At 63.5% G+C, this 25,073-nt stretch carries 25 protein-coding genes and 1 tRNA gene; 22 read left to right on the plus strand and 4 right to left on the minus strand.

Features of this window, described 5'->3' with window-relative positions; all coding sequences use genetic code 11:
- Positions 1-121: 121 nt before the first annotated feature.
- Positions 122-577, minus strand: a complete 456-nt coding sequence (locus ACK41X_RS05580) for a DUF3237 domain-containing protein (protein ID WP_409720114.1) — start codon at positions 575-577, stop codon at positions 122-124.
- A gap of 125 nt (positions 578-702) precedes the next feature.
- On the opposite strand from ACK41X_RS05580, the gene ACK41X_RS05585 reads away from it, so the two are divergent.
- From ACK41X_RS05585 to pcaG, 5 genes are all read left to right on the plus strand, one after another.
- On the plus strand, positions 703-1,563 hold the full coding sequence (locus ACK41X_RS05585; protein WP_409720116.1) for a CoA transferase subunit A: 861 nt from the start codon (positions 703-705) through the stop codon (positions 1,561-1,563).
- Between the two features lie 5 nt (positions 1,564-1,568).
- Positions 1,569-2,348 (plus strand): CoA-transferase subunit beta, encoded by a 780-nt coding sequence (locus tag ACK41X_RS05590; protein WP_409720118.1) that lies wholly within the window; start codon positions 1,569-1,571, stop codon positions 2,346-2,348.
- Positions 2,349-2,415: 67 nt separating this feature from the next.
- Positions 2,416-3,624 (plus strand): 3-oxoadipyl-CoA thiolase, encoded by a 1,209-nt coding sequence (gene pcaF / locus ACK41X_RS05595; RefSeq protein WP_409720120.1) that lies wholly within the window; start codon positions 2,416-2,418, stop codon positions 3,622-3,624.
- 117 nt (positions 3,625-3,741) lie between these two features.
- On the plus strand, positions 3,742-4,443 hold the full coding sequence (gene pcaH / locus ACK41X_RS05600) for a protocatechuate 3,4-dioxygenase subunit beta (RefSeq protein ID WP_409720122.1): 702 nt from the start codon (positions 3,742-3,744) through the stop codon (positions 4,441-4,443).
- A gap of 20 nt (positions 4,444-4,463) precedes the next feature.
- Positions 4,464-5,066, plus strand: coding sequence for a protocatechuate 3,4-dioxygenase subunit alpha (gene pcaG / locus ACK41X_RS05605; protein WP_409720123.1), 603 nt, complete (start codon positions 4,464-4,466; stop codon positions 5,064-5,066).
- Positions 5,067-5,169: 103 nt separating this feature from the next.
- Here the strand turns inward: pcaG and ACK41X_RS05610 are convergent, their stop codons facing one another.
- Complete coding sequence (locus tag ACK41X_RS05610) at positions 5,170-6,576, minus strand: aminomethyl transferase family protein (protein WP_409720125.1); 1,407 nt, start codon at positions 6,574-6,576, stop codon at positions 5,170-5,172.
- Positions 6,577-6,864: 288 nt separating this feature from the next.
- Here ACK41X_RS05610 and ACK41X_RS05615 point away from each other — a divergent pair, with 288 nt between their 5' ends.
- From ACK41X_RS05615 to ACK41X_RS05660, 10 genes are all read left to right on the plus strand, one after another.
- A complete protein-coding gene (locus tag ACK41X_RS05615; RefSeq protein WP_409720127.1) occupies positions 6,865-7,632 on the plus strand; it encodes a GntR family transcriptional regulator in 768 nt (255 codons plus the stop codon).
- Positions 7,633-7,671: 39 nt separating this feature from the next.
- Positions 7,672-8,784 carry a cobalamin-independent methionine synthase II family protein gene (locus ACK41X_RS05620; protein ID WP_409720129.1) on the plus strand — a complete coding sequence of 371 codons (1,113 nt, stop codon included), beginning with the start codon at positions 7,672-7,674 and terminating at the stop codon, positions 8,782-8,784.
- Positions 8,785-9,046: 262 nt separating this feature from the next.
- Complete coding sequence (locus tag ACK41X_RS05625; RefSeq protein WP_409720131.1) at positions 9,047-10,303, plus strand: amino acid ABC transporter substrate-binding protein; 1,257 nt, start codon at positions 9,047-9,049, stop codon at positions 10,301-10,303.
- Positions 10,304-10,484: 181 nt separating this feature from the next.
- The gene (locus ACK41X_RS05630) at positions 10,485-11,510 is read left to right on the plus strand and encodes a uroporphyrinogen decarboxylase family protein (RefSeq protein WP_409720133.1); all 1,026 of its coding nucleotides are present in this window, start codon (positions 10,485-10,487) and stop codon (positions 11,508-11,510) included.
- A 111-nt stretch (positions 11,511-11,621) separates the two neighbouring features.
- Positions 11,622-12,734 (plus strand): 5-methyltetrahydropteroyltriglutamate--homocysteine S-methyltransferase, encoded by a 1,113-nt coding sequence (locus ACK41X_RS05635; protein ID WP_409720135.1) that lies wholly within the window; start codon positions 11,622-11,624, stop codon positions 12,732-12,734.
- 111 nt (positions 12,735-12,845) lie between these two features.
- Positions 12,846-13,958 (plus strand): 5-methyltetrahydropteroyltriglutamate--homocysteine S-methyltransferase, encoded by a 1,113-nt coding sequence (locus ACK41X_RS05640; RefSeq protein ID WP_409720137.1) that lies wholly within the window; start codon positions 12,846-12,848, stop codon positions 13,956-13,958.
- 39 nt (positions 13,959-13,997) lie between these two features.
- Positions 13,998-14,855 (plus strand): MaoC/PaaZ C-terminal domain-containing protein, encoded by an 858-nt coding sequence (locus tag ACK41X_RS05645; protein ID WP_409720139.1) that lies wholly within the window; start codon positions 13,998-14,000, stop codon positions 14,853-14,855.
- On the plus strand, positions 14,855-16,015 hold the full coding sequence (locus ACK41X_RS05650; protein ID WP_409720141.1) for an acyl-CoA dehydrogenase family protein: 1,161 nt from the start codon (positions 14,855-14,857) through the stop codon (positions 16,013-16,015). Before ACK41X_RS05645 ends, ACK41X_RS05650 begins: the two co-directional genes overlap by 1 nt.
- Positions 16,016-16,072: 57 nt before the next feature.
- Positions 16,073-16,816, plus strand: a complete 744-nt coding sequence (locus ACK41X_RS05655) for a sulfite exporter TauE/SafE family protein (protein WP_409720143.1) — start codon at positions 16,073-16,075, stop codon at positions 16,814-16,816.
- 62 nt (positions 16,817-16,878) lie between these two features.
- Positions 16,879-16,952: transfer RNA gene (locus tag ACK41X_RS05660), tRNA-Gly, on the plus strand.
- Between the two features lie 31 nt (positions 16,953-16,983).
- Here ACK41X_RS05660 and ACK41X_RS05665 read toward each other — a convergent pair.
- Complete coding sequence (locus ACK41X_RS05665) at positions 16,984-17,232, minus strand: hypothetical protein (protein WP_409720145.1); 249 nt, start codon at positions 17,230-17,232, stop codon at positions 16,984-16,986.
- Positions 17,233-17,537: 305 nt separating this feature from the next.
- Here ACK41X_RS05665 and ACK41X_RS05670 point away from each other — a divergent pair, with 305 nt between their 5' ends.
- From ACK41X_RS05670 to ACK41X_RS05690, 5 genes are all read left to right on the plus strand, one after another.
- Entirely contained in the window at positions 17,538-18,674 is a 1,137-nt protein-coding gene (locus ACK41X_RS05670; protein ID WP_409720147.1) for a linear amide C-N hydrolase, read from the plus strand.
- Between the two features lie 154 nt (positions 18,675-18,828).
- Positions 18,829-19,074, plus strand: coding sequence for a hypothetical protein (locus ACK41X_RS05675; protein ID WP_409720148.1), 246 nt, complete (start codon positions 18,829-18,831; stop codon positions 19,072-19,074).
- Between the two features lie 58 nt (positions 19,075-19,132).
- The gene (locus ACK41X_RS05680; protein WP_409720150.1) at positions 19,133-19,453 is read left to right on the plus strand and encodes a hypothetical protein; all 321 of its coding nucleotides are present in this window, start codon (positions 19,133-19,135) and stop codon (positions 19,451-19,453) included.
- Between the two features lie 24 nt (positions 19,454-19,477).
- Complete coding sequence (locus ACK41X_RS05685; RefSeq protein WP_409720152.1) at positions 19,478-19,687, plus strand: hypothetical protein; 210 nt, start codon at positions 19,478-19,480, stop codon at positions 19,685-19,687.
- Positions 19,688-19,705: 18 nt separating this feature from the next.
- Positions 19,706-20,302 carry an SCO family protein gene (locus ACK41X_RS05690; protein ID WP_409720154.1) on the plus strand — a complete coding sequence of 199 codons (597 nt, stop codon included), beginning with the start codon at positions 19,706-19,708 and terminating at the stop codon, positions 20,300-20,302.
- 31 nt (positions 20,303-20,333) lie between these two features.
- Here ACK41X_RS05690 and ACK41X_RS05695 read toward each other — a convergent pair whose 3' ends face one another.
- Positions 20,334-22,109, minus strand: coding sequence for a glycosyltransferase family 2 protein (locus ACK41X_RS05695; RefSeq protein WP_409720156.1), 1,776 nt, complete (start codon positions 22,107-22,109; stop codon positions 20,334-20,336).
- A gap of 317 nt (positions 22,110-22,426) precedes the next feature.
- On the opposite strand from ACK41X_RS05695, the gene ACK41X_RS05700 reads away from it, so the two are divergent.
- Together ACK41X_RS05700 and ACK41X_RS05705 are read left to right on the plus strand one after the other, a co-directional pair.
- On the plus strand, positions 22,427-23,323 hold the full coding sequence (locus ACK41X_RS05700; protein WP_409720169.1) for a transporter substrate-binding domain-containing protein: 897 nt from the start codon (positions 22,427-22,429) through the stop codon (positions 23,321-23,323).
- An 18-nt stretch (positions 23,324-23,341) separates the two neighbouring features.
- Entirely contained in the window at positions 23,342-24,970 is a 1,629-nt protein-coding gene (locus ACK41X_RS05705; RefSeq protein WP_409720158.1) for a lysine--tRNA ligase, read from the plus strand.
- Positions 24,971-25,073: the final 103 nt, after the last annotated feature.

Consider the following 25,073-nt stretch of genomic DNA (forward strand, 5'->3'; position numbering starts at 1 on the left):
TGGGGTTTCTTGCCGACGTGCGCTGTTTCGCTGATCAGGCGCAATGGTCCGCGGCCGTCGGAGGGGAGTCCCCCGGCCGCCATCGTCCGGAGAGGCTGCGGCCGCCACCGGACAGCCGGCCTCACAGCACCTCGTGGACGTCCAGCTTGACCGCATTCTTCTCGCGCGCGCCACGCGCGATCGCGATCACCCGGTTCAGCCAGTCGAGCTCCCGGTCGCCGGTCTCGAAGCGCATGCAGGTGCGGAAATAATAGAGCGACGGATCGACCGCCTCTCCGGTGAGGAGGCGTGCCAGCACCTCCGGCGGGCCGTGCCGGAGCCCCTCGCTCGAGACCAGGATCAGCGCGCCGCTGTCGGCCCGGATGGTATAGCGCGCCTCGACATGGGCGGCGCCGTCGGCGCGGATGAATTGCCAGTCCGCCCCGCCGGGCAAAATTTGGCCGGTCACTTTGCCGGTCACGGTGCCGCCGAGGATATTGATCACCCGCCGCTCCCCGATGGGGGTCGCCCCGAATTGCAGGATGTCGGCGAGTTCGGCATTCACGCGCAGGATCGGCTCGGGCGAAAGCAGAGTCATGTCAGATGTGCCGCCAAAACATTGGACTTGAGTTGGATTCGCTGGCATTTGACCGCCCGAAACCCGCTCCGTAAATAGAATAAATGCAAAACGGCGCGTCCGTCGCGCCTGAGGAACCGTCTGATATGTCGCGTGTCATGTCGCTTGCCGAGGCCGTGTCGTCGACCATCAAGGATGGCGATACGGTCGCGATGGAAGGCTTCACCCACCTGATCCCGCATGCCGCGGGGCACGAAATCATCCGCCAGGGCAGGAAGCATCTGACGCTTTTGCGGATGACGCCGGACCTGATCTACGACCAGATGATCGGCATGGGCTGCGCCGACAAGGTGATCTTCTCCTGGGGCGGCAATCCGGGCGTCGGCTCGCTGCACCGGCTGCGCGATGCGGTCGAGAAGGGCTGGCCGAACAAGATCGAGATCGTCGAGCATTCGCATGCCGCGATGGCCAATGCTTATGCCGCCGGCGCCGCCGGCCTGCCGTTCACGGTGTTCCGCGGTTATATCGGCACCGATTTGCCGAAGGTGAATCCGGCGATCAAATACATCAACTGCCCCTATACCGGCGAGACGCTCGCGACCGTGCCGGCGCACCGGCCCGACGTCGCGGTGATCCATGCGCTGCGCGCCGACAAGGAAGGCAATGTCCTGCTTGAGGGCATTCTCGGCGTTCAGAAGGAAGCGGTGCTGGCCGCGAAAAAGTCGATCGTGACGGTGGAGGAGATCGTCGACGATTTCGGCCCGCGCAGCCTGAATGCAGTGATTCTGCCGAGCTGGACAGTGGGCGCGATCGCGGTGGTGCCGGGCGGCGCGTTCCCGTCCTATGCGCAGGGCTACTACAAGCGCTTCAACGCCTTCTATAAGCAATGGGACGGGATTGCGCGCGAGCGTGAGACCTTCCTGGCCTGGATGAAGGAAAACGTACTCGACAAGACGCCGGAGGATTTCGCGCGTCATGTCGAAGGCCTGCGCACGGCGGCGGAGTAAGTGCGATGAATTACAAGCCCAACGAGATGATGACCATCGCCGCGGCACGCGCGCTGAAGAACTCCGACGTGACCTTCGTCGGCATCGGCATGCCATCGGCGGCCGCCAATCTCGCGCGCCTGACGCATGCGCCCGACATCACGCTGATCTACGAGTCGGGCACGCTGGCGACCAAGCCGACCGTGCTGCCGCTCTCCATCGGCGACGGCGAACTCTGCGAGACCGCGCTGACCACGGTCTCGGTGCCCGAAATGTTCCGTTACTGGCTGCAGGGCGGGCGTATCACCGTCGGCTTTCTGGGCGGCGCGCAGATCGACAGATTTGCCAACCTCAACACCACGGTTGTCGGTCCCTATGACAAGCCCAAGGTGCGGCTGCCGGGCGGCGGCGGCGCGCCGGAGATCGCGACTTCCTGCGGCGAGATTTTCATCATCATGGCGCAGGGCAAGCGCTCGTTCGTCGACAAGCTCGATTTCATCACCTCGCTCGGGCACGGCGAGGGTGGCGATCACCGCGAGCGGCTGGGCGTGAAGACCAAAGGGCCGACCAAGCTCGTGACCGATCTGTGCGTGTTCGAGCCGGACCCGGTCACCAAGGAAATGACGGTGACGTCGATCCATCCCGGCGTCACGCGGGAGCAGATCCAGGACAATACCGGCTGGACTGTGAAATATGCCGACAAGGTCGCAGAAACCCCGGCCCCGACCGAAAAAGAGCTGACGGTGCTGCGCGAACTGCATGCCCGCACTGCGCGCGCCCACGGCGAGGCCGGCGGGAAGGAATAACGAGATCCGGCGCCAGCAAACCTCTTCGCCGCTTGCTTTGCGGAGAGGGAGAAAGAAAGGCAATTCCATGCGTGACGTATTCCTCTGCGACGCCGCCCGTACCGCCATCGGCCGCTACGGCGGCGCGCTGTCGAAGGTACGGACCGATGACCTCGCCGCGGTGCCGATCAAGGCGCTGGTAAAGCGTAATCCGAATGTGGATTGGGCGGCGCTTGACGAAGTGGTGTTCGGCTGCGCCAACCAGGCCGGCGAGGACAATCGTAACGTTGCGCGGATGGCGCTGCTGCTCGCAGGGCTGCCGGATTCCATTCCCGGTATCACGGTGAACCGGCTGTGTGCGTCGGGGCTCAATGCGGTGGGCGACGCGGCGCGCGCAATCCGCGCCGGCGAAATCGATTTCGCCATCGCCGGCGGCGTCGAGTCGATGACGCGCGCGCCATTCGTGATGGGCAAGGCGCAGGAAGCGTTCGCCCGGCAGGCCGACATCTACGACACCACCATTGGCTGGCGCTTCATCAATCCGCTGATGAAGAAGCAATACGGCGTCGATTCCATGCCGGAGACCGGCGAGAATGTCGCCGAGGAATTCCAGGTGACGCGCGCCGATCAGGATGCATTTGCGCTGCGGTCGCAACAGCGCGCCGCCAAGGCGCAGGCCGCAGGCTTTTTCGCCGAGGAAATCGTGCCGGTCGAAGTGCCCGGCAAGAAAAGGGGCGAAGTCGCCATCTTCGACACGGACGAGCATCCGCGCGCCGACACCACGCTGGAGCAACTTGCCAAGCTGAAGACGCCGTTCCGCGAGAACGGCACCGTCACCGCGGGGAATGCTTCGGGCGTCAACGATGGCGCCGCCGCGATGATTCTGGCCTCCGAGGAGGCGGTGAAGAAGCACGGGCTGAAACCGCGCGCCCGCATCCTCGGTATGGCGTCCGCCGGTGTGCCGCCGCGCATCATGGGGATCGGCCCGGTGCCGTCAACGCGCAAGCTGATGGATAAGCTCGGGCTCAAGATTACCGATTTCGACGTGATCGAACTCAATGAGGCATTCGCCTCGCAGGGCCTTGCGGTTTTGCGTCAGCTCGGTGTGCCGGACGATGCTGAGCATGTGAATCCGCATGGCGGTGCCATCGCGCTCGGTCATCCGCTCGGCATGTCGGGCGCGCGGATCGCAATGACGGCGGCGCATGCGCTGGAAAAGCGCTCCGGCAAGAAGGCGCTCGCGACCATGTGCGTGGGGGTCGGGCAGGGCGTGTCGCTGGCGCTGGAGAGAATTTGATCTAGGTCAAGTCCGGCCGTGAGGTTGATTGGCAGATCGCGCTTTCCGGCCGTTGCTTTGAATTTCAGGATAGCGCGTCCCGCGCGCGAGTCGGACAATGACGAGGGGAACTGAACGATGTCTCTGATTTATCCACTGGATGGCCTGTCGGCCTATCCGAAACATCTCTCGCCCGATTACAAGAGCACGGTGAAGCGGTCGCCGACCAAGCCGCTGATCCTGGCTCCGCACACGCTCTCCGAGCTGACCGGACCGATCTACGGTCACGATGCGATCCAGGAAAACGACAACGATCTGACCAAGCAGGGCAAGGGCGAGCCGCTGGGCGAGCGCATCATCGTGCACGGCTATGTGCTGGACGAAGACAAGCGGCCGGTGCCCGAAGCGCTGGTGGAAATCTGGCAGGCCAATGCCTGCGGCCGCTACGTGCATATCGTCGATCAGCATCCGGCGCCGCTCGATCCGAACTTCACCGGGGCGGGCCGCACCGTCACCGACAAGAACGGCTATTACAAATTCATCACCGTGAAGCCGGGCGCCTATCCGTGGGGCAATCACTACAATGCCTGGCGGCCCAATCACATCCACTTCTCGGTGTTCGGGCACTCGTTCCTGTCGCGGCTTGTCACCCAGATGTACTTTCCGGGCGACTATCTGTTTCCGTTCGATCCGATCTTCAATTCGGTGCCGGACGAGAAGGACCGCGCGCGGATGATCTCGTCCTTCGATCTGGAAAACACCGTGCCGGACTGGGCGCTCTGCTTCCGCTTCGACATCGTGTTGCGCGGCCGCGAACAGACTCCTCCGGATCTCGACTAAGACGAACGGGAATTAAGATCATGTCAGTTCTCACGCCTTCGCAAACCGTCGGCCCGTTCTACGCCTACGGCCTTACGCCCAAGGGTCGCGCGCACTGGGACCCGGACGGGACCTATTCCTGGAAGGAGACCGTCGGCTCGAACCTCGTCACGCCCGACGTCGCCGGCGACCGCATCCGTATCGAGGGCGGCATCTATGACGGCGACGGCAAGCCGATCCCCGACGCGATGCTGGAAATCTGGCAGGCCGACGGCAACGGCAAATACTCCAACGAGCCGGGCAGCCGCCGTTTGCCGAATACCAAGTTCAAGGGCCACGGCCGCTCGGCCTGCGACAAGGACGGCGTGTTCCAGTTCGACACCGTGAAGCCCGGGCCGGTCCCGGGTCCGGATGGAAAAATGCAGGCGCCGCATATCGTGGTCGCGATCTTCGGCCGCGGCATGCTGCGGCAGGTCTATACCCGCATCTATTTCGACGGCGAGGCCGCCAACGCCACCGATCCGATCCTTGCGCTGGTGCCGGCCGAGCGCCGCGCCACGCTGATGGCGAAGAAGCAAGGCGACGTCTGGCGCTGGGACGTCCACATGCAGGGCGACAAGGAAACGGTGTTCTTCCAGGTTTGAACGATGTCGTCCGCGCGTAGGGCGACGACAGCAAAAGCCCCGGTGCATCGCACCGGGGCTTCTTCATTTCGTCAGTGACAGGGAGGCTCAGTGACGGGGAGGCTTACGCCGCCTGGTGGCGCCACTTGCCTTCGTAGCCGGTGCGGACTTCTGCAGCATACGGGGTCGGGCCGACCACGACCTTGATCTCGGTCTGCTTGTGACGCTCGACCGTGGTCTTCTTGGTGCCGCCATTCTCTTCACCCCAGACGAGGGTGAGTTCGGTGCCGGGCTTGGCATATTCGCCCTCGACCCAGCCGAGCGACAGCATCTTGCGCTCGTTGAAGGAATAGCCCGAGAACATCGAGGCGCCGACCATCTTGCCGCCCTTCGCCATCACGGTGTCGTAGGACGACGAAGCGTAGTTCGACAGCGGCAGATCGATAAACTTGTAGTTTTCGCCATGCGGAGCGAACATCGACGCATTGATGCGGTTCACGTCGTCATTGTCCCAGGCGAAGGTCACCTTCTTGCGGTGGTTCTTGCCTTCCATCTCCTTCAGCGCATCCGAACCGATGAAGTCGTGGTCGAACTTGGTGAAGGTGTTGTAACCGAGCTCATACGGCGTCGTGTAATAGTCCTCGATATTCTTGGAGACGAAGCTGCCACCGATCGAGGCGTTCGCCTCATAGCTGGTCGGCGACAGCCATTCGCGATAGGCCTTCAGCTTGTCGCCGGAATAGATCGCCGGCACGGGCGACGGGATCCAGCCCGATTCCAGCGTGTTGGTTGCGTAGGCGCGCGAGCCGACCGGCACGATGCCGAAATCCTTGCCGGCTTCGAGAATGGCGTTGCGGATCTCGTCGCCCTCGGCATAGGGGCCCCACACTTCGAGGCCCGGCGCACCGGCCATGCCGTGACGCAGCGCCCGCACCTTGCGGCCGGCAATGGTCATGTAGCCCATGTTGAAGAATTTGATATCCGGCATCACGCCGTTGTTCAGCTTCTTGATGACGTCCTGAGCATTGGGGCCCTGGATCTGATAGCGATAGAACTGACGCACCACCGGCTTGCCCATCGGGCGCGAGGGCGAGCGGTCGTCATACTGCGTCTCGACATCGAAGCCGCCGGTCTTGGCGTGGAATTCGATCCAGTTCGCAGCCGGGTTACGGCCGACATACACCATCTCGTTCTCGGCGAGATAGAACAGGATGCCGTCACCGATCACATGGCCGTACGGCGTCACGGGCGCGAATTGCTTGGCCTTGTCGACGGTGAAGTTCTTGAAGGAGTTGGTGGAGAGATAGGACAGAAGCTTCACCGTGTCCTTGCCGCGCACGAACAGGTTCACCATGTGGTGCGACTGATCGAACAGCACGCAGGTTTCGCGCCAGGCGCGCTGCTCGTCGCGCCAGTTGGTGAATTCGGGCGCCACGACCGGATACACATAGGCGCCGATCTGCGAGTTGCGCATCATGTCAACGGCATTGCCGGCCGCTTTCAGCTTCTCTTCCAGGTTCTTGTAAGCCATCTCAGGTTCCTCCGAATGATGGGTCGTTGCGTGACGTGGCGGATCGCATGGCGGCCGGTCGCGCGAGGCGGGGCGTCTCCGCCAAAACCTGCGTTGCCGGCAAAACATCAAATGTCTGTATACAGGGGCGCGAAGAACCGCCGTTCGAGCCCTCTGCGTGTTTCGTCCCTAGGTCGGAATTTGAGCGTTTTTTGGCAATCCGGATGGACTACCCAACCGACGTGCCTGTATTGTATACAGCATGAATTCCCGGCAAGCTCAAGACCGGGAATCAAGGGAGGGCTTCCGGTGCCGGGCCAGGCCGCCGAACATGAGCGCGCGTCATCGCAGACCGTCAAGGCGCAATTGTCGCTGCGCGACCTGATCCTGTCCGGCGATTTGAAGCCGGGGGACCGGATTTCGGAATTGTCCGTCGTCGAACGGCTCGGCATTTCGCGCACGCCCATCCGCATGGCGCTGGTCAGGCTCGAAGAAGAGGGCTTCCTCGAGGCGATCCCTTCCGGAGGCTTCGCCGTCAAGGCGTTCTCCGAGCGCGACATCCATGACGCGATCGAGATGCGCGGCACCCTGGAAGGCTTTGCGGCGCGGCTCGCGGCCGAACGCGGCGTGCGCAATGCTGTCATGCTGCAATTGAAGGACCGGCTGGCGCAGCTCGACGAGCTTGTGGGCAGGCCCACGCTCAGCGTCGACGACTTTTCCCAATATGTGGGACTGAATGGGCAATTCCACGCGCTGCTGATCGACGCTGCGGATTCGCCGGTTCTGGCGCGGCAGATCGATCGCGCGCTCAATCTGCCTTTCGCTTCGCCGAGCGGTTTCGTTATGGTGCAGGCCGTGCTGCCGGAGGCGCGCAAGATTTTGACCATCGCCCAGGACCATCATCATTGCGTCGTGCGCGCGATCGAGGAACGCGAGGGTGCGCGCGCCGAGGCGTTGATGCGCGAACACGCGCGGCTTGCGCATCGCAATCTGCAACTTGCGTTTCGCAATCAGGGAACCCGCGATCTCGTGCCCGGCGCCGTGCTGATCAAGAAGCCGGTACCGGCGCGCTATTGAACCGCCGACAGGCAACAGAAGAATGGGAGTGAACGCTTCATGACGCAACGCACCAGGCCGCCGTTCCGCGCCGACCAGGTCGGCAGTTTCCTGCGCCCCGAGCGGCTGAAAGAGGCGCGCGCCAAGCGCGAAAAGGGCGAGATCACGGCGGCGCAACTCAAGGCCGTCGAGGACGAGGAGATTGTCAAGCTCGTGCGCAAGCAGGAAGAGATCGGGATGCAGCTTGCGACCGACGGCGAATTCCGCCGCACCTTCTGGCACTTCGATTTCCTGGGCGGACTCGATGGCATCGATCTCTACGACCACACCCAGGGCATTCAGTTTCAGGGCGCGCAGACCAAGGCCTGGGACATCCGCACCGTCGGCAAGATCGATTTTCCGCTCGATCATCCGTTCCTGGAGCATTTCCGGTTTCTGAAGGCCAATACAAAAGTCGTGCCGAAGATGACGATCCCGTCGCCGACGGTGGCGCATTTCCGGGCCGGGCGGATCAAGATCAGCAAGGAGGTCTATCCGGACCTCGATGTCTTCTACGAAGACCTTGGCAAGGCCTATGCGAAGGCGGTCAAGGCCTTCTACGACGCCGGCTGCCGCTATCTGCAGTTCGACGACACGGTGTGGGCCTATCTCTGCTCGGAGAAGGAACTGGCGCAGTCGCGCGAGCGCGGCGACAAGACCGACGATCTCCAGCAGAAATACCGCGACATGATCAATCTCGCGCTGAAGGACAAGCCGGCCGATATGACGGTCACCATGCATGCCTGCCGCGGCAATTTCCGCTCGACCTTCATTTCGTCGGGCGGCTACGAGCCGGTGGCCGAGGTGCTGCTGGGCCAGGTCAATTTCGATGGCTATTTCCTGGAATACGATACCGAGCGCGCCGGCGGCTTCGAGCCGCTGCGCTTCCTGCCCAAGGGCGAGAAGCAGGTGGTGCTCGGGCTGATCACCTCCAAGAGCGGCACCCTGGAAAAGAAAGACGACGTCAAACGCCGGATCGAGGAGGCGACAAAATTCGCCCCGCTCGAGCAGTTCTGCCTGTCGCCGCAATGCGGCTTCGCTTCGACCGAGGAAGGCAACATCCTCACCGAGGAGCAGCAATGGGCCAAGATGCGGGAGATCGTCGAATTGTCCCACGAGGTGTGGGGCAAGTGAAGGGTGGAGCAGGCGAAGGGTGGGGCAAGCGAAGTGCGGGGCAAGCAGCGCCGCCGCTGCATTCTCATCCGCAGCGGCCCCCGGAGGTCTGCTCCGGGGGCGATCGTCGCCTTGCGACAGGATCGGATTGCCGGATCACGCTGCTGCGCAGCAATCAGATTTCGAAATCCGCAGTGATGCGAGGCTATTAAGGCTTGATGCCGCCCCGGGGATCGGGAAAACTCCCCTCATAAATCAATAACGTCCTTTGAGGGAGGAACGCATGGTCAAAAACCTATCCGGCGTGCTTGCGGCGGGTGCGGCGGCGTTGACGCTGCTCGCAAGTCCGCAGGCTCACGCGCAGTCCGGCGAGCCGATCAAGATCGGTCTTGGCATCGCCATGACCGGCGGCCTTGCCGGTCCCGGCAAGCAGGCGCTGCTCGGCGTGCAGATCTGGGAAGAGCAGATCAACAAGAAGGGGGGGCTGCTCGGCCGTCCGGTGCGTCTCATCGCCTACGACGATCAGACCAACGCCTCGACGGTGCCGGGCCTCTACACCAAGCTGCTGGACGTCGACAAGGTGGACCTGATCCTCGGTCCCTACGCGACCAACATGATCGCTCCGGCGATGCCGGTCGCGATGCAGAAGGGCAAGACCATTATCGGGCTGTTCGGTCTCGCGATTAATACCGAGTTCAACTATCCGAAATATTTCGCGATGATCCCGACGGGTCAGAATACCAAGCCGTCCTTCACCGAGGGCTTCTTCGAGATTGCCGCGAAGAACAAGATCCAGTCCGTCGCGCTTGTGGCGGCCGACGCGGAGTTTGCCAACAACGCCTGCGAAGGCGCGCGCACAAACGCGAAGAAGCACAACATCAAGATCGTCTATGACGGAAAATATCCGCCGCCCACGACCGACTTCACCCCGATCGTCCGGGCGATCCAGGCGCGCAATCCGGAAGCCGTCGTGATCTGCTCCTATCCGCCGGATTCGGTCGGCATGGTGCGTGCGGTCAACGAGGTCGGGTTCAAGCCCAAGATGATCGGCGGCTCGATGGTCGGCCTGCAGATCAGCGCGATCAAGACCCAGCTTGGTCCGCTGCTGAACGGCTGGATCAACTACGAGACCTGGGTTCCGACCAAGGAAGCGCTGAATCCTGAAATCCAGGAATTCCTGAAGGTGTATCAGGAGCGCGCCAAGGGCGCCGGCGTCGATCCGCTCGGCTACTATCTCGGCACCTGGGGCTATGCCTATGCCGAACTCCTCGGCAAGGCCGTGGAAGGCGCAAAGAGCCTCGACGACGACAAGATCGCCGACTATCTGCGCAAGAATACGATCCAGACCATTATGGGTCCGATCAAGTTCGGCAAGAACGGCGAATGGGTCGATTCGGGCATGATGCAGGTTCAGTACAAGGGCATCAAAGGCAACGACCTCGATCAGTTCCGCGGCATGGATACGCAAATTGTCGTTGCGCCGGCAAGCCGCGCCACCGGCGAAGCGGTGTTGCCGTTCGAGAAGGCGCAGCAACAGTAACGCGCCTGTCGAAGCGTTCCGGCGCCGCGCGAGCGCATCGTGCGGCGCCATTTTCATCAACCGATGAAACCCTGTTAGGTTGCGTCGTCCCCGCGAAAGCGGGGACCCATAACCACCGCTCTGGAATATGGGTCCCCGCATTCGCGGGGACGACTGATCCACAAAAAGAGCTGGTGCCTTAATGCTCCTCCCCACAAGCCTTGTCGGCTCCTACCCGCAACCCGAATGGCTGATCGATCGCGAGAAGCTGTCCAAGCAGGTGCCGCGCGTTCGCATGCACGATCTGTGGCTCATCCCGGAAAAACATCTCGAAGCCGCGCAGGACGACGCCACCCTGCTTGCGATCCGCGACCAGGAGCGCGCCGGCCTCGACATCATCTGCGACGGCGAGCAGCGCCGCGAAAGCTATTCCAACCGCTTCGCCACCGCGCTCGAAGGCATCGACCTCGACAAGCCGGGAACGACGATCAACCGCACCGGCAAGACCATTCCGGTGCCGCGTGTCGCCGGAAAAATTCGCCGCATGCATCCGGTCGAGGTGCGCGACGTCAAAATCCTGCGCGCCAATACCGATCGTAAAATCAAGGCGACGGTGCCGGGCCCTTTCACCATGGGCAAGCAGGCGCAGGACGATTTCTACGGCAATGAGGAAGCGGTCGCGATGGACTATGCCGTCGCCGTCAACGCGGAGATCAAGGATCTGTTCGCGGCCGGCGCCGATATCGTGCAGATCGACGAGCCGTGGATGCAGCAGCATCCCGAGAAGGCGCGGCAATACGGGCTGAAGGCGCTGGCCCGCGCGCTCGACGGCGTGACCGGAACGATCGCGATCCATCTGTGCTTCGGCTATGCGCAGGTCGTGCACGAAAAGCCGACCGGCTATTCCTTTCTCGGTGAGCTTGAGAACACCGCCGTGCATCAGGTCTCGATCGAGGCGGCGCAGCCGAAGCTCGATCTGAGCGTGCTGAAGCAATTGCCGTCGAAGACCATCATTCTTGGTGTCATCGATCTCGGCGATCTCACAGTCGAGCGGCCGGAAACGGTTGCGGAGCGCATCCGCGCGGGGCTGAAAGTGGTGCCGGCTGAGCGCCTCGTCATCGCGCCCGATTGCGGCATGAAATATCTGCCGCGCGCGGTCGCGTTCGCAAAGATGAAGGCGATGGTCGAGGGGACGAACATCGTGCGCAAGGAATTGACGGGGGCATGAATATTTCTTCCGTTCGTCCCCGCGAAAGCCGGGGCCCAGACTTTCGCCGGGTCTCCCTGGGCTCCCGCCCGCGCGGGAACGAGCGGCAAAACTGATAGGGCGGAGCTACGCATGACCAAAGACACACGACCACCCTTCCGCGCCGACCATGTCGGCAGTCTGCTGCGGCCGCAGGCGATTCACGACGCGCGGGCCAAACGCGCCAGGGGCGAAATCAGCGCGGAGCAGCTCAAAGAGATCGAGGACCGCGAGATCGAGCGCGTCATCAAGAAACAGGAAGAGGTGGGCCTGAAGGCGATCACCGACGGCGAGTTCCGCCGCTCGTGGTGGCATCTCGACTTTCTCTGGGGCCTCGACGGTGCCGAGAAGCATGTGATGGACACCGGCATCAAGTTCGCTGCGGTGAATACGCGCAACGAAGGCGTCGCCGTGACCGGCAAGCTCGGCCTGTCGGGCCCGCATGCCATGGTTGAGCATTTCAAATTCGTCGCCGCGCATACCCGACAGACGCCGAAAATCACCATTCCCTCGCCGTCGGCGATCTACGGCCGGCCGGTCGCGACCCCGATCGACAAGCGGGCCTATCCGGACATGGACGAATTCTGGCAGGATCTTGGTAACGCCTATCGGAAAGCGGTGCGCAGCTTCGCCGATGCCGGCTGCCGCTATCTGCAGCTCGACGAGGTCTTCATCGCGATGCTGTGCGATCCGAATTATTGCGACCAGATGAAGAAGCGCGGCGACGATCCGCACAAGCTCGGCCCGCTCTATGGCGACCTGATCAACGCGGCGATGGCGGACATTCCTTCCGACATGACCATCACCATGCATCTGTGCCGCGGCAACTACAAATCGACCTTCATGGGATCGGGCGGCTATGAGGCCGAGGCCGAGGTGCTGTTCGACCGCATCAAGGTGCACGGCTATTTCATGGAATACGACACCGAGCGCGCCGGCGGCTTCGAGCCGCTGCGCATGGTGCCGAAAGACCGCCGGGTGGTGCTCGGTCTCATCACCACCAAGACCGGCGAGCTTGAAAAGAAGGACGTTATCAAGCGCCGCATCGACGAAGCGGCGAAGTATATCGATCTCAGCCAGCTCTGCCTGTCGCCGCAATGCGGCTTCGCCTCCACCGAGGAAGGCAACACACTGACCCAGGAGCAGCAATGGGCGAAGCTGCGGATGATCGTGGAGATCGCCGACGAGGTTTGGGGCAGCAACTGACGCCGCTCGTCCCCGCGAGGGCGGGGACCCGGCGCAGATCATGCCGCAAAGAGAGACGTTCTGGATTCCCGCTTTCGCGGGAATGAGCGGACAACTGAGAGAGACTTGAAAATGACCAATACCACCGCACCCTTCCGCGCCGATCATGTCGGCTCGATCCTGCGCACCGCGCCTTTGAAAGAGGCGCGCGCGAAGCGCGAAAAGGGCGAGATCGACGCCGCCGCCCTGAAGGCGGTCGAGGACGAGGAAATCAGAAAGATCATCAAAAAGCAGGAAGAAGTGGGCCTGAAGCTTGCGACCGACGGCGAGTTCCGCCGGTCCTGGTGGCAGTTCGATTTTTTCAAGCTGCTGGACGGCGCCGAATTGGTGAAGACGGAGCACGGGATCAAGTTCGCCGGCGTCGAGACGCGCCCGGAAGACATCGCCGTGACCGGCAAGCTCGGCTATTCCGGCGCCCCGATGATCGACCATTTCGAATTTCTCAAGGCCAATTGCGCCGCGGGCATCACGCCGAAGATGACGCTGCCGTCGCCGACGGTGCTGCAATATCGCGTCGGCCCCAAGCCGGTACAGGACGGCATTTACAGGTCGACCGAGGAACTCCTCCACGATCTCGGGCTCGCCTATCGCAAGGCGATCAAGGCCTTCGGCGACGCGGGCTGCCGGTATCTGCAGCTCGACGACACCTCCTACGCGCATCTGTGCGACAAGGAGCGCCGCGCCATGCTTCAGGGGCGCGGCGAGGATCCGGTCTGGATCGCCGATGTCTGGGCCGACATGATCAATTCCGCGCTCAAGGACAAGCCGGCCGATATGGTCACGGCCATGCATCTGTGCCGCGGCAATTTCCGCTCGACCTTCGTCTCATCCGGCGGCTACGAGCCGGTGGCGGACGTGTTGTTCAACAAGATCGGCATCGACGGCTATTTCCTGGAATACGATTCGGACCGCGCCGGCGATTTTGCGCCGCTTCGTTTTCTGCCGAAGGGCAAGAAGCGCGTTGTGCTCGGCCTCGTCACCTCGAAGACCGGCACGCTGGAAAGCAAGGATTTGCTGAAGAAGCGGATCGAGGAGGCGGCGAAGATCGTGCCGCTTGAGCAGCTCTGCCTGTCGCCGCAATGCGGCTTCGCCTCGACCGAGGAGGGCAATGTGCTGGCCGAGGACGAGCAATGGGCCAAGCTGCGGCTCTGCGTCGAGGTCGCCGAAGAGGTGTGGGGGAGATGATCGGGCGACCCGCGCGGCGGCGGGGCGGCGCTTGACTCAATGCCGCTCGATCCCGACAAGCTGCTCGCTTTGCGCATCCCCGATATCGAGCAGAGCTATTCCGAGAAGGACGTCATCCTTTATGCGCTCGGCATCGGGCTCGGGCGCGACCCGCTCGATACCCGCGAGCTTTCCTACGTCTACGAGAAGAAGCTGCGCGTGCTGCCGACCTTTCCCGTGGTGCTCGGATTTGAGCCCTATCTGTTGCGGGACATCGATGCCGGCGTCACCTTCGCGATGGCCGTGCATGGCGAGGAGCAGCTGACGCTGCACCGGCCGCTTCCGCCATCCGGCACGGTTGTGGCGCGGCGTCGCTTTCTGGATGCGATCGACAAGGGCGCGGACACGGGTGCGCTGCTTGTGATGGAGCGCGCGCTCTTCGACAAGACGAGTGGAGATGCGCTTGCGACCATGCGCGAGACCGTATTCTGCCGCGCCGATGGCGGTTTCGGCGGCGCTGCGCGGCCGTCGCCGCCGGCGCATCCGATCCCCGATCGCGCGCCGGATTTCGTCTGCGATCTGCCGACGCGGCCCGACATGGCGCTGCTCTACCGGCTCTGCGCCGACATCAATCCGCTGCACGCCGATCCCGAAGCTGCGCGCGCGGCGGGTTTCCCGCGCCCGATCCTGCAGGGGCTCGGAACGTTCGGCGTGGCCGGACACGCAATTCTGCGCAGCGTCTGCGGGTACGACCCGGCGCGAATCAAGTCGGTCGCCGGCCGCTTCTCGGCGCCGGTCTTTCCGGGCGAGACCATCCGCACCGAAATCTGGCGCGATGGCGATCTCGTGAGCTTCCGCGCGACAGTGGCCGAACGCGATGCGGTTGCGATCAATAACGGCCGGGCAGAGGTGGTGTGATGCGTGACGATCCCGACGATCTCGCCGCGATCCGCGAAAGCGTCCGCGCGCTGTGTGCGGGCTTCCCCGGCGAGTACTGGCGTGCGCTGGATCGCGAGCGCGCCTATCCGTCAGCTTTCGTCGATGCGCTGACCAAAGCGGGCTTCCTCGCCGCCCTCATCCCCGAAGAGTATGGCGGCAGCGGGCTGTCGATGCGTGCGGCAGCCGCGATCATGGAAGAAATCCACGCCGCCGGCTGCAACGGTGCCGCATGCCATGCGCAGATGTATACGATGGGCACCGTACTGCGGCACGGCAGCGATGCACAGAAGCGTGCTTATCTTCCCGCGATCGCGCGCGGCGAACTGCGCCTGCAGGCCTTCGGTGTGACCGAGCCGACATCAGGCACCGACACGCTGTCGCTGCGCACCACAGCGGTTCGCGACGGCGACGATTACGTGATCAATGGCCAGAAAATCTGGACCTCGCGCGCCGAATATTCCGACCTGATGCTGCTGCTCGCCCGCACAACGCCGCGCGACCAGGTGCAGAGGCGGACGGATGGACTGTCCGTGCTGCTCGTCGACATGCGCGCGGTGAAAGGCAGGGGCCTCACGATCCGTCCGATCCGCACCATGATGAATCACGCCACGACCGAAGTGTTTTTCGATAATATGCGGGTGCCGGCGTCGTCGCTGATCGGCGAGGAGGGCAAGGGCTTTCGCTACATCCTGTCCGGCATGAATGCCGAACGCATTCTGATCGCGGCCGAATGCATCGGCGACGCCAAATGGTTCATCGACAAGGCGTCGGCCTATGCGAAGGACCGCACCGTGTTTGCGCGGCCGATCGGCCAGAACCAGGGCATTCAGTTTCCGATCGCGCGGGCCTATGCGCAGATGCGCGCGGCCGCACTGATGGTGCGGGAGGCTGCGGAGCGTTACGAGAGCGGTGCAGACATCGGCGAGGAGGCGAACATTGCGAAACTGCTCGCTGCGGATGCCTCATGGGCGGCGGCCGACATGTGCGTGCAGACCCATGGCGGTTTCGGCTTTGCCGAGGAATACGACATCGAGCGCAAGTTCCGCGAGACCCGGCTCTATCAGGTCGCGCCGATCTCGACCAATCTCATCCTGTCCTATATCGCCGAGCATGTGCTCGGTCTGCCGCGGTCCTATTGATCGCGTCGATCGTGCAAAGCCGGAATAAGACCTAGCTGACAAGAGATAAGCCCGCTGGTGTTCCCCCTCGACGCTACGGCTCTCGCATTGTTCCTCGTCTCGGCATTCGTCGGCGGCGTGACCACCGGGCTTGCCGGTTTTGCCATGGGCCTCGTGGTGTCGGGCGTCTGGCTGCATGTGCTGACGCCCGCTCAGACCACGGCGCTGATCGTCGGTTACGGGCTGTTCGTGCAGGCTCATGGCGTATGGACGTTCCGCCAGGAGCTGAACTTGCGCCGGCTTGTGCCGCTGATCGCGGGCGGGCTGATGGGCGTTCCGTTCGGCATTTGGCTGCTGGCGCATCTCGACCCGGCTTATGTGCGGCGTGCAGTCGGCGTCCTGCTCGTCGTCTACAGCCTTTACGCGATGCTTCGGCCCGATCTCGGCAGGATGCGCGCGAACGCTGCGGCGGACACGGGCATCGGTTTCATCAACGGCATTCTTGGCGGGCTGACCGGTCTTGCCGGGCCGATTGTGGTGATCTGGTGCCAGCTTTCGGGCGTGCCGCGCCATGCGCAGCGCGCCATTTTCCAGCCGGTGATTTTCGCCGCTTTTGTCGCGACCGCGATCGGGCTTGGCGTGAGTGGCGAAATCACCGGCGCGGTTCTGAGGCTGTTCGCGCTCGGGCTGGTTCCGGTCGCGGCCGGGATCTGGATGGGGCTGAAGCTCTACGGGCGGCTCGACGAGGCGGGGTTCCGCCGCACCATTCTCGTGCTGCTCCTGGTCTCCGGGCTTGTCCTGCTGATCCCCGGGCTGCGCTGAGATCGGTGCGGCGCGCGTGCGGGCTTGCAGCGCGCCCCGGCGTTTGGCTATGGTCACGGCGCGCGGGCGTAGTTCAATGGTAGAACGGCAGCTTCCCAAGCTGCATACGAGGGTTCGATTCCCTTCGCCCGCTCCAATCCTTCAGGTCTTTGTGGGGCTTGGCGGGGTCACTGAGCGGCCGGTGCCGGCGCAGCGTCACGCGCCGCCGACCCGGTGGTCGACTGTTTCACCGTGGTGCCGTCGCCCGCGATCATGACGCGGTCCTTGGTGTAGAACCACATGCCCACGGCAACCAGAAGCGCAACGCCGCCGAGAATCGACACAATCCGGATGTCGGCGCGTTCGCGCTCGACTTGTCCGGGAAGCTGAGGATCGTGTCCCTGGCGGGAAGGCGCTGGTTCCGGGCGGCCGCGCATCGAATGGCTCTCCGAGCGAATTGCATAATTGACGGCGATTTTCAGTGAAGTCGCATGCGGCCTTTTCGTTCCTGCGCGCGATTGACGCAGGTGCTCGCTCGCTGATGACCCTGCGTGCACAGGCTATGCGGATTGGGCCCGATTTCCCTTCCTCTGCGCCGCCGGCTCGCTGTCTTGACAGCGGTTTAACGAAGCTCGCTCACCGACCCTTAACTGCGTCGTCGCGGCGCCGTCTCCGCTTAGCGTTCCCTTAAGCCGCGCACGGATAGGCAGAGCGGGCAGTCTAACGAGAGGAGGAGCAGCACATGCGTCAACGCAAGGGGGTCGGCTTCACCATAGCCGCTGCCGCAATCTTTTCATTGCTTGCCCAGCAGGTGTCGGCCTGCACCGGCATCATGCTGAAAACCAAGGACGGATCGGTCGTCCATGGCCGCACGCTGGAATTTGGGACGCCGGTCGACACATCGGTCGCGGTGATCCCGCGCGGACAGGCCTTCACCGGTCAGACGCCGAACGGCGATGGCCTGAAATACACGGCGAAATACGGTGCGGTCGGTATCGTCGCCTTCGGCAACCCGCGGCTTCTCGACGGGGTCAACGAGGCAGGTCTTGCGGCCGGCTCGTTCTATTTTCCGACCTTTGCCGAATACACCGCGGTGACGCCGGAGAATCAGGGCAAGGGCCTGTCGCCCGCCGATTTCCCGAACTGGCTGCTCACCCAATTCGCCACTGTCGGTGAGGTGCGCAAGGCGGTCGAGAGCGGCGCCGTCGCCGTGATGCCGACCGTGCTCGATGGCTGGGGTCCGGTGGCGCCGCCGTTCCATTATGTCGTCTACGACAAGACCGGCGCCAGCATCGTGATCGAGCCGGTCGGCGGCAAGCTCGTCATTCACGACAACCCGCTTGGCGTGATGACGAACTCTCCGTCTTTCGACTGGCACATGACCAATATGCGCAACTTCATCGCGCTCAATCCGCGCGATGTGCCTCCGGTGAAGATCGACGGCGAGACCTTCAAGGCGCTCGGCCAGGGCACCGGCATGCTCGGCCTGCCGGGCGATTTCACGCCGCCCTCGCGCTTCATCCGCGCTGCGGTCTTCAGCGCCACCGCGATGCCGTCCGAGAATGCGACCAAGGGCGTGGAACAGGTCTTCCACATCCTCAACAACTTCGACATTCCGATCGGGGTGTCGCGTGAAGTGGTGCAGGGCGTGGTCTATTCCGACTACACGCAGATGACGGTGGCACGCGATCCGCAGAGCCTGCGCTATTACTACAAGACCTATGACGACCAGACGATCCGCATGGTCGATCTCAAGGCGTTCGACCTTGACGCCAAGACGATTGTGCAGATCAGCACCAAGGGCCAGCAGCCGGTCGTCGATATGAGCGCGAAGCTGAAGCCGATGGACGCGGCTGCGACCACCGGCTCTCGCAACTAAGGCGCCATGGGCCGGGCCGGCAGATGCCGGTCCGGCCTTGCCGCGCCGCAGCCTTGCCGCCGCGGCGCCCGTTCGTCATGAACGCCCTGCCGTTCGTCAGCCGTCGAATCGGGGCGTATAGTGCGGACATCCGCCTCCGGCGAGGAGAACTGCCGTGTCCGACTGCATCCATTGCGATATTCACGACCTGCTCGAACCCGAGCTGATGCGGGAGGGCGCCGATCTCGGCGCCATCGCGGCCAAGGTCACGGAGGTGCTGGCGGATCTGGTGATTATGGCCGATCCGCAGGACCGGGCGGCGCTGCTCGCCGACGTGATCGCCAATCTCGGCCATATCGTCCTGGAAAAGACCGACCAGCCGCAGGGCGGGGCGGGCGAGGCGAGACCGCGGCGCCATTGACCTGTTCCTGACACCCGCGATCGCGGAACCGCGCGGGCCCGGCCCGCGTTTCCGCGGCATGGGCCAGGTGTTGTCATTTGCCGATGCGCGCGCCGACCGGGTGAGGGCGAAGCTGCAAGCCTATGCCTGCCGGGGACAGCCGGGCAAGGTCGAGACCCGCGACGGCCCGTTCGATGCCCGCCGGATTTTTTGCCGCGAGGCGGGCGCCGTCGTGATCGACCGCTTCGGCGTGCAGACGCGGATTGCCTATTGCGACATTACCGATGTCAGCCCGGTTGTGCCGGCCGCGGAAATCGCCCGGCTCGCCGGCCGGGGCATGATTTCGGCGCAGGACAGCGGCACAGACGCGCAGATTGTGCCGTTTCCGGCGTCGCGCTGATGGCGGCCGCCTGCCTGCGCGCAGATGGCGGTTGATCGGGCCGCCGACCGCGCCTATGTGATGGTCATGTCCGGGATCGTTCCGAATGCGGCGTCTCGCCGGCTGTCGTTGCCGCTGGTCGCGGTCGGACTTGGCATGGGCGCGTTGCTGGCGCTGGCTGGCGCGCTCTGGCTTCATTATGGGACGGCTGTGTTTTTTGAAATCGTGCGCGCAGGCATCGCGGCGTGCTTCTGATCCTCTCGTGATGTCTCGATGACCCAGCAATCCGCACGAATCGTCACTGTGCTTGGCGCCTTTCTCGCCGGGCTGGTGATTTTTTCCGCCGCGATCTTCTTCGTCGTCGGCCGGTTGCCCGCGCCGATCCCGGCGCCGTCCGCGATCGGCGGGCCGTTCCAGCTGGTCGACCAGAATGGTGAGACGGTCACGCAGGACGGCCTGAAGGGCAAGCCGTCGCTGATCTTCTTCGGCTTCACGCATTGCCCGGACGTGTGTCCGACCGCGCTGATGGAGATGACGCAGATCTACAAGGCGCTAGGCAAGGATGGCGACAGGGTGAGGGGCTTGTTCGTTTCCGTCGATCCCGAGCGCGACACGCCCGATGTGCTCAAGGAATATCTGTCGAGCTTCGATCCGAATTTGCGCGGGCTCACCGGCGATCCGGCCGCGGTCGCGGCAATGGAGAAGGCGTACCGGGTCTATTCGAAGAAAGTCCCGCTGGAAGGGGGCGGCTACACCATGGATCACACTGCGCTTGTGTATCTCATGGACAAGGAGGGCCGCTTCGTCGCGCCCTTCAACATGAAGCGCAAGCCGGAAGAGGCCGCGGCCGAACTGAGGCGTTATTTCTGAGCCGTCATTGCGGCGCGCCCCGAATGACCGGCTATGACGGATTCGGCAACTCCGTCGCTGCGTTTTGTCGCGATGTGCGTGCGAGGCCGTGCGCGGTCTTCTCCCAGCGATAGGGGGCGCGCATCAGCTGGAACACTGCGCGCCAGGCGGCGTAGGACATCAGCAGCCAGTAAAGCGGCAACAGCAGGAGAAACGGTGCGCTGCTCAGCAGCCTGCGCCGCGACAGGCCGATCAGACCAAGCAGTGCTGACATCAGATAGCCCGCGGCCATTGTGAAAATATAAAGACCGGCGAAGGCCTGATCGAAAACGCCCGCCTTGCCCGCAAACAGGATGCCTGCCGCGATCTGCCAGGCCAAGATTCCCGCAAAGACGCCGTGGACCAGCGCGGCCAGCACGGCTCCGCCGATCACAAGCTGAAACACGATGAAGCCGCCGGGGCGAAGCTCGCGCCACAGCCGTAACGGATCGCGCATATGCACGGCCCAGGTCTGCAGATAGCCCTTGAACCAGCGCGTGCGTTGCCCGACCCACTGGCCGAGCCGGACGGGTGCTTCCTCATAGGTCGAGGATTGCACGAGGCCTGTATGATAGCCCGCGCGGGCCAGCCGGATGCCGAGATCGGCGTCCTCCGTGACGTTGTAGGGATCCCAGCCGCCGAGTGCGCGCAACGTCTCGGTGCGGAAATGATTGGAAGTCCCGCCAAGCGGCAGCGGCATGCGCCACGTGGACAGTCCTGGCAGGAAGACGTCGAACAGTGCGGCATATTCGGCGGTAAAAAGGCGGGTCAGCCAGTTATCGCGGGTGTTGTCGATGGTGAGCCGCGCCTGCACGCAGGCGAGTTTCGGATCGCTTCTTTCGAAGGCGCCGAGTGCGATGCGAAGCTGCTCCGGCTCCGGCCGGTCTTCCGCGTCGAAGACGGCGACATAACGCCCGCGGACAAAGGGCAGTGCGGCGTTGAGCGCCTTTGGTTTGGTCCGCGGTCCAGCTTCCGGGGCAATGACAATTTCAAAGGGCGCAGACAAGTCCATGAGGTCGAAGGCCAGACGCGTTTCGATATCGTCGGCTTCCATCACGATTTTGATGTCGAGGCATTCTTTGGGATAATCGAGTTGCGCCAGCGCCGTGACGAGGTCGGGGGCGGATTGCGCCTCCCGATAAACCGCGACGATGATCGAGTAGAGAGGCAAGTCATCGTCGCCTCGCCGCGCATGCGGAAAATGCGGTGTGAACGACCACAACATTACCAGCACGCGCAGGCCGCTCCAGCCCAGAAAAATCAGCGCAAGGGCGACTTCGACTGCAACCGCGGTGCTGGTTTGGAACCCGAGCACGGCGGCTGCGCCTGCGATGCCGCCTGCAAGCCAGGCGAGCGGTCTTCGGCTGCGGCTTGTTCCCGCGCAGAATTCGGGGCGGTGCGCGCGCAGATCGAAGGCCGCCCTGCACGCCACCACAGTCTGCACTTCGCGATGAACGAAGCCGCGAATATCCTCCATGGCCGCGATCCGCAGCCGCGATCGCATCGCCGGATAGCGTTGCAACGTTGCGATCAGAAGCCGCGCGGACAGGTGCCAGGGTGCGATCACCCAGATAAGACCGTGGTTCGCGCTGATCGGCAGGGTTCCGCGCGCCAGCCCGGAGATAAGCGTTTTGTCGTCGGCCGGGCAGGCGGAGCGCGGTAGCCGCTCCAGAGGTTCGACAACGAGCCCGTAATGGCGCGCCAGCGCCCGCACATAGTCGCGATCGGCGATGGCGCCTTCCGTCACCAGCACGCGGTCGGCACCGGTCCCGATTTCGGCAGCGCGCAATTCCGCGGCTGCGATCCGCGCCGGCGGCAGCAGATGACGGACGCAATCGACTTCGGGGCAGGCCGCGATCCGGGCACGAATGCGTGCACCGGCAAAATCCGGCCTTGAACCCGGTCGCGAGCCGTAAGAGATATTGCCCGCATGACAGATATCACCCGTATGAGAGATATCGCCCGCACGCCGCGGGTCCGCGGACCCGGTTTCGACCATCGGCCCCCGCATGGCCGCCCCATGATCCGTACTGGTGTTACGCTACTTCACTGGCTGCTATAGACACGCGAATGCTGTTATTTGGACAACGCATGCGAGTATGGTCGATGTTGCCAGGACATTGCCACAGGAAAATCTCGGGGCTGCTGCTTGCTCTTGCCGGCCTTGTGCCGGCCGCCGTGGTCGTGCCGGCCCTTGCCCAGCCCCATCTGCCGCCGCCGCGCGAGATTGCGCCCGCGCCGTCACCCTATCCGGGCTTCTGGGATCCCAAGCGGCGGCCCGAGCGCCCCGACATGTCGCGTCTGACGCAGATCCGCTTCATGACGGAGACCGACTATCCGCCGTTCAACTATGCCAACCAGGATGGCCATCCGGTCGGATTCAATGTCGATCTGGCACGCCTGATCTGCGAAGAACTGAAAGTCGTCTGCACGATCCAGATGCGCCGCTTCGATACGCTGGTGCCGGCACTGAACGAAAATCGCGGCGAGGCGGTGATCGCGTCCCTTGCAGTGAACAAGGAAACCCGCAAGGTCATGGATTTCACCGACCCCTATTACCGGGTGCCGGCGCGCTTTGCTGCGCTGAAAGCGGTTGCGAGTCCGGTGCTCAAGCCGGAGCAGCTCGAAGGCAAGAAGATTGCGGTGGTCGGCGGCAGCGCCCATGAGGCCTATCTGAAGTCTTTGTTTACGGAGGCGCAGCCCGTCGCCTATCTCACGGCGGATGCGACGCGCGACGCCTTGCGGCGGGGCGAGGTGGACTATGTTTTCGGCGACGGCATCGCCTTGTCGTTCTGGATCAACGGGACCGATTCGGGCGGCTGCTGCGCCTTTGCCGGCGGCCCGTTCTTCGAGGGCCGGTATTTTGGCGAGGGGGTCGGTATCGCCGTCAGGAAGGGTAACGACACGCTGCGGCAGGCCCTGAACTACGCGCTGTTCCGGCTCTGGGAAAAGGGGCGCTTCACCGATCTGTGGCTGCGCTATTTCCCGGTCAGCCCGTTTTGATCGAAAATTGGAAAGAAGATGTCTGTGACTGATGCTGCAAGCCTGCGCGCGCTCGCCGAACAATCCGGCGCCTGGCCGTTCGAGGAGGCGCGCAAGATCGTGGCGCGGCTGAAGAAGAAGCCGAAAGGCGAGGTCATCTTCTCGACCGGCTACGGCCCCTCGGGCCTGCCGCATATCGGTACCTTTGGCGAGGTCGCGCGCACCACCATGGTGCGTCATGCGTTCCGCGTGCTCACCGACGACAAGATCAAGACGCGGCTGATCGCCTTCTCCGACGACATGGACGGGCTGCGCAAGGTGCCGGACAATGTGCCGAACGGCGAGATGCTGGCGCAGGATCTCGGCAAGCCGCTGACCAGGGTGCGCGATCCGTTCGGGACGCATCCGAGCTTCGGCGCGCACAACAATGCGCGGCTGCGCGCCTTTCTCGATACCTTCGGCTTCGACTACGAATTCTTCTCGGCGACCGAATGCTACACATCGGGCCGCTTCGACCAGGCGCTCATTCAGGTGCTGGCGAACTACGACAAGGTGATGGCGATCATGCTGCCGTCGCTGCGCGAGGAGCGGGCGCAGACCTATTCGCCGTTCCTGCCGATCTCGGAGCGCACCGGGATCGTGCTGCAGGTGCCGGTGACGGCGCATGATGCGAAGGCCGGCACCATCACTTACGAGGATCCGGATACCAAGGAAAGCGTGACGACGCCCGTCACCGGCGGCCGCTGCAAGCTGCAGTGGAAGCCGGACTGGGCGATGCGCTGGTATGCGCTCGGCGTCGATTACGAGATGGCCGGCAAGGATCTGATCGACTCGGTGAAGCTGTCGGGCGAGATCAACCGCGCGATCGGCGGCACCCCGCCGGAAGGCTTCAATTACGAGCTGTTCCTCGACGAGAAGGGGCAGAAGATCTCGAAGTCGAAGGGCAACGGCCTGACCATCGACGAATGGCTGCGCTATGCCTCCCCGGAATCGCTGTCGCTGTTCATGTATCGCGAGCCGAAGGCGGCGAAGCGGCTGTATTTCGACGTCATCCCGCGCAACGTCGACGAATATTTCCAGTTCCTGGACGGCTACCGGCGGCAGGACGACAAGCAGCGGCTGTCGAATCCGGTCTGGCACATCCATTCCGGCCAGCCGCCGGCGGTGGATATGCCGGTCAATTTCCAGATGTTGCTGACGCTGGTGTCGTCGTCGAATGCGGAGAATGCCGAGACGCTCTGGGGCTTCATCGCGCGCTATCGGCCGGGCGTGAGCCCGCAGACCCATCCGACGCTGCATGCGCTGGTCGGCTATGCGCTGAACTATTATCGCGACTTCGTGCTGCCCACAAAGAAATTCCGCGAGCCGACCGATCAGGAGCGTGCGGCGCTGATGGATCTGCGCGATGCGCTCTCCAACATGCCGGTCGATGCCACCGCGGAGACGATCCAGGATCTGGTCTACGAGATCGGCCGCCGCGAGCCGTTCCTCGACGAGAAAAAGAAGGCCAAGGACGGCAAGCCCGGCGTCTCGCTCGACTGGTTCAACATGCTGTACCAGGTGCTGCTCGGGCAGGAAAAGGGCCCGCGCTTCGGCTCGTTCGTCGCGGCCTATGGCCTGAAGAATACCGTCGACATGATCGACGGCGCATTGGCAAGAAGCGCGTGACTGTCATTCCGGGACGCGCGTGAAACGCGCGGACCCGGAATCCATGCTCGCGGATCGTGCTTATGGATTCCGGGTTCGCGAGCTTTGCTCGCGCCCCGGAATG

This window comes from Pseudorhodoplanes sp., assembly GCF_046289595.1.
GTDB lineage: Bacteria > Pseudomonadota > Alphaproteobacteria > Rhizobiales > Xanthobacteraceae > Pseudorhodoplanes.